The sequence below is a fragment of the Selenomonas sp. oral taxon 126 genome (assembly GCF_001683335.1).
Lineage (GTDB): Bacteria > Bacillota > Negativicutes > Selenomonadales > Selenomonadaceae > Centipeda.
In genome coordinates, this window is record NZ_CP016201.1 from 1,459,021 (window position 1) to 1,463,864 (window position 4,844).

General features: G+C 52.7%; 5 protein-coding genes. 3 read left to right on the plus strand and 2 right to left on the minus strand.

The window, feature by feature from the left end; genetic code table 11:
• Nucleotides 1–524, plus strand: a 524-nt coding sequence (locus tag AXF19_RS06520; protein WP_084784787.1) for a glycoprotease, incomplete at its 5' end; no start/stop codon positions are given.
• Nucleotides 525–715: 191 nt separating this feature from the next.
• Here the strand turns inward: AXF19_RS06520 and AXF19_RS13780 are convergent.
• Entirely contained in the window at nucleotides 716–1,147 is a 432-nt protein-coding gene (locus tag AXF19_RS13780; protein WP_084784788.1) for an AAA family ATPase, read from the minus strand.
• 234 nt (nucleotides 1,148–1,381) lie between these two features.
• On the opposite strand from AXF19_RS13780, the gene AXF19_RS06525 reads away from it, so the two are divergent.
• Together AXF19_RS06525 and AXF19_RS06530 are read left to right on the plus strand one after the other, a co-directional pair.
• Nucleotides 1,382–2,194, plus strand: coding sequence for an Rpn family recombination-promoting nuclease/putative transposase (locus AXF19_RS06525; protein ID WP_066846663.1), 813 nt, complete (start codon nucleotides 1,382–1,384; stop codon nucleotides 2,192–2,194).
• Nucleotides 2,195–2,264: 70 nt separating this feature from the next.
• Nucleotides 2,265–3,866 (plus strand): bifunctional metallophosphatase/5'-nucleotidase, encoded by a 1,602-nt coding sequence (locus tag AXF19_RS06530; protein ID WP_066846666.1) that lies wholly within the window; start codon nucleotides 2,265–2,267, stop codon nucleotides 3,864–3,866.
• Between the two features lie 196 nt (nucleotides 3,867–4,062).
• Here the strand turns inward: AXF19_RS06530 and AXF19_RS06535 are convergent.
• On the minus strand, nucleotides 4,063–4,844 hold a 782-nt coding region (locus AXF19_RS06535), incomplete at its 5' end, for a transposase (protein WP_157092528.1).

Below are 4,844 nucleotides of genomic sequence, written 5' to 3' on the forward strand. Positions count from 1 at the left end.
GGAGTTCCGCCTCGGAGCAGACGACGGCGGAAAAGCCCGCTGTCATGTCGCAAGAGCAAACGCAAGACGCTAAGACACTGCGTCAGCAACTGGATATCTCCAAGAGTAACGCAGAGGCCTTGCAGCGGAGACTTGCGGAGGTGCAGGCGGGGCAGCGTGCGCCTACAGTGACGTACCATGTTACCGCTCCTACTGTAGAGCGTGCGGCGCAGGTCGTTGAGCGGCAGATCAAGGAGGACAGTCCGACACTGCCACGGGCGGCGCGGGAAAAGAGTGACCGCACCATCGTCACGCCGATTACGCAGGACAAGGATGGGAAAACGCTGCCGCGCGAAGAGCAGAAGGTTGACGTGTACAAGGTCAATCTGCGCAAAGACCGCCGCATCAAGGCGGGCGCATCCGTGATTGACGGCAAGGCGCTTATGTCGGTGGGGTATGAGCAGGGGCGTTTTGAGGCGTTGGCGCACTTTGACGGCGGGCGTTATAAGGGCGTGACGGTAATGTATAACGTGGCTGAGTGGTGACAAATAAACGAACAGAGGGGACAGCGTATCGTGCGCCGTCCCCTCTGTTTTTCTTGTCTACATTTGTCTACAATTTGCCTACAAAACACCATGATTCACCTTCTGTGTAGCTATTTCGTCTTTGCGTAAAATGATTGATGTTATTCCCGTGAAGCCTTGACACTATTGCTTCGGTGGATACATCATGCGATTTAACATATCACGCCTTTGCGCAAATGGATATTGAATGCTATAATAAAGTTTCCTGCGTTTATTTCACTCTGTAATGTAGATGTACTCGTTGAAAAATCTACAAGAATACCCGTTTTCCGAGGAAGTGGGTCAGGTAACAGATCTTCTGACACCATCATGTTTGGAACGGGGGGCAGTGTCAAATTCTTGATGATGCGATGATTTATTAGGGGTGGATTTTTTGAAAAGAATTGACTATAAAAGTTCATTTCATATTCGTTACAGGGGTAGAGCATCAAGTATAATTTCAGCGCATCCAATACACTTGTCTTACCGCTTCCATTTCGCCCCGTCAGGATCAAATGCTGGCGCTTCTCAGAGGAAAGAGGAATGTCAATATCCTTCAAATGGCGCACATGATTGATATGGATTGCTGTAATGAAATGTTCCATTTGAATACCCTCATTTGCAGTTCGTTATGTTGTCGGAAAAGAAAGTCCCACAGGAGAAGGCATAGATTCTCAAGAGGAATGACCTTCGTGACTTTGATCGACAGCATGGGCATCACCTCCGTTACATATATTTTATCAGACCGAATAAGGTATGACAATCAAAGATTATTTATCTGCGTGTTTTTCTTGCGCTCTCCTGCAAAAATTCGTAAAATAGAGAAAAGAGGTGAGCGTATGAGTGGGTATCGGATCAAGCCGTGGGAAGAGCTGACGATTCGGGACGATTATATGTTTAAGCTCATCATGAGTCGCAAGCGTATATGCAAGCAGATGCTTGAGCGGATTCTTCACATTGAGATCGAGGATATTCATTATCTTGAGACGGAGAAATCTGTGTCGGTGCGTTATCACAGCAAAGGTGTTCGTTTGGATGTCTATGTAAAAGACGATGCGGGAACAGTCTATAACATCGAGATGCAGGTGCGAAAGCCCGAGGGTGACGGACTCTCGAAGCGTACGCGTTACTATCAGTCGATGATGGATGCCGACTTGCTCGCATCGGGCGCGGACTATGACAGCCTGAACCCGACCATTATCATCTTTATCTGTCCGTTCGATCCGTTTGATACAGGACGATATCTCTATACGTTTGAGAACCGCTGTGTCGAGGATACGGATTTACGGTTGCAGGATGATGCGCGCAAGATATTTCTCAATACGAAGGGCACGATAGGAGAGATCGACTCCTCCATCAAGGCATTCTTGCAGTATGTCGATGGAGTGCTGACAGCAGATCGCTTTGTGCAGGAGATTGATGAGGAGATACAGAAGGTCAAGATGATCGAAGGAGAGGCGGTGGGTTACATGACGTACGAGATGAAGATGAAAGAGGAGCGGAAAGAAGGAATGAGGGATGTGCTGCACATTATTCCGCTTCTGGGAAAAAACCTACCTTTAGAAGAAATAGCTAAAAAAACTGGGTGCACGATTGAGTACCTGCGCCAATTAAAAGCTGTCATTCCGGCCGCAAATAACGGTGTTTCTTGACAGAACAAAACTCAAGGCGTATTAGAACACCAATAGGAATGTTTTGGATTCTGATAAAGGAGGCGCACGTATGAAAACGAAGCTCAAAAGGCTGCTCGGCAGTCTCGCCGCAGGATTCCTTGTCTCTGCACTGCCGCTGACCGCGTGGGCGGATGCCGTCATTCTCCACACGAACGACATCCACTGCGGCATCGCGAAGAACATCCACATCGCCGCCGTTACGCAGTACAAACATGACCTTCAGAAGGAGAATCCGGAGGTCATCCTCGTGGATGCGGGCGATGCCATTCAGGGCGAACCGATCGGTAGCCTGTCCCGAGGTGCGGCAATCATCCGCATCATGGACAGTGCGGATTACGACTTCGCCATCCCCGGCAATCACGAGTACGACTTCGGCATGGATCGCTATCTGGAGCTCGCCGCGCAGCTTGGGTGCGGCTACTACAGCTGCAACTTCATCGACAAGCGCACGGGCGAGCCTGTCTTTCCAACGCATAAGCACATCACGCTCGACGGCAAGAAGATTGCGCTCATCGGTGTGACGACGCCCGAGACACTCATATCCTCCTCGCCGAAGTTCTTTCAGGATGAAAATGGAAAGTACATCTATGGATTCTGCGAGGACGAGGACGGCACAAAGCTCTATGCACAGGTGCAGAAGACCGTCGATCAGGCGCGTGCCGAAGGGGCGGAGTATGTCGTGCTCGTCGCGCATCTCGGCACGACCGGTGCAGTCCCCGTCTGGTCGAGCGGCGCTCTGGCGGCACACACGAGCGGCATCAACGTCATCATCGACGGGCATTCCCACGAGCAGTATACGCGCATCGACAAGAACAAGGACGGCGAAGACGTTCTCGTTGAGCAGACCGGAACGAAGCTGGCAACAGTCGGCAAGATCGTCATTCACGACGATGGCAGTGTCAGCGGCGAGCTCGTGAAGGGGCTGACCGCGCTCGATCCGACCGTCAAGCAGGTCGCGGACGAGGAAATGTCGAAGGCGGACGAACAGCTTGCGAGACCTGTCGGCACGGCGACCGTCGACCTCGTGACGGACATCGACGGCGTGCTCCGCGTGCGCAGGGGCGAGACGAATATCGGCGACTTTGTGACAGATGCCCTCCGTGCGTCCACGAATGCCGATGTGGCGATCGTCAACGGCGGCAGCTTCCGTACGCCGATTCTGACAGGGACGATTACCTACAACACACTTTCGAGCACATTCCCCTTTACGAATACCCTCGTTAAGCGCAGCGTCATGGGGCAGCAGTTGCTCGACGCGCTCGAACTCGGTGCGGCGAAGTATCCCGAAGACTCCGGCGGATTCCTCCACGTCTCGGGGCTGACCTACACCATCGACGCGCGCGTGCCGTCCTCGGTGGAGCGCGATGGACAGGGCGGCTTCGTCCGCGTCGCGGGTGAGTACCGCGTCAGGGATGTCATGGTGAATGGCGAGCCGCTCGATCTCACGCAGGACTATACCGTCGTCGGCACCTCCTACATCATGCGCAACAGCGGCAACGGCATGACCATGTTCGACGGCACGCCCATCCTCCTCGACTCTGCACTCTCCGATGTCGAAACCATCGCCGCCTATATTGAGGCACAGGGCGGCAGCATTGGCGCGGGCTATGAGAACCCCGAGGGGCAGGGACGCATTACGATTATTGAGTAGAATATGATGTAATCATGGGGCTGTTGCACGAAGGCAAATTTGTCTTCGTACAGTAGCCCTCTTTTCATGGAAGCATATCATTTTCGTAAAAGCCCAGCAAAAAAGACAAGATCCACTAAAACAGGGCAGAGGAACAAGGGCGATCCCTGTATTCGCCCTTGTTCTTCTGCCCTTATTTGTTTTTCTGTCCCGTGTCCTATCCAGCTTCCTTGAGCGCAATAAGATGCCGCCCCACCGCGTCCCGCTGTATCTTTTCGTGCAACCGCAAGACATTGTGAGCAAGTGCCAGCAGGATTGCTTCTCCTAAGACGCTCTCTTGTCCCCGCGTCAGAAACCGTCGGAATCCGAAGTTCTCCTTGATCTGTGCAAATGCACCCTCTACCTGTATGCTCCGATTCATCCGCAGGAGGATTCCCTCCGTGCTGCGTATCCGTGCTAGATTTTCCTCCCGCTCCCGCTGAAAGACTTTGCTCACTTCCAACCGTTTTACCCGCTCCTGAAGCGGTATCTTGCTGTGGTTGCCGTGGATGCACTGCCCCTTCCGTTCACACTCCCTGCACTCCGCGTACGCATAGATCGTCTTTTCACTGATGTATCCGCCTGCACTCTTTGTCCTGCGCGTGCCCACCGCACTGAGGCGTTTGCCCTCGGCACATAGGTAGACGTCCTCTCCTGCAAGATACACCATGTTTTCACGCCGTCCAATGTCGTTCTTCCACTTGCGCTTCTTGCTGATCTCGTAGTTGTTCGGCTTGATGTAGGATGCCTGTCCCTTGTCCCGCAGATACAGGTAGTTCTCCTCACTCTCATAGCCTGCATCGGCGATGATGTTCCTGCTTCTTGTTCCGATGTATTCCTGAAAATCTTCCAAGAACGGGATGAGTGTCCTTGTATCCGTCGGATTCGCATAGATACCTGCCCATACGATGAAGGATGCCTCTACACCATATTGGAGGTTGTAGGCGGGCTTTCGCTGAC

What these genes read in the sequence shown, in the direction of transcription:
- AXF19_RS06530 (WP_066846666.1), top strand. Translation starts at nt 2,265, where the DNA reads ATGAAAACGAAGCTCAAAAGGCTGCTCGGCAGTCTCGCCGCAGGATTC.
- AXF19_RS06525 (WP_066846663.1), top strand. Translation starts at nt 1,382, where the DNA reads ATGAGTGGGTATCGGATCAAGCCGTGGGAAGAGCTGACGATTCGGGAC.
- AXF19_RS13780 (WP_084784788.1), bottom strand. Translation starts at nt 1,147, where the DNA reads ATGGAACATTTCATTACAGCAATCCATATCAATCATGTGCGCCATTTG.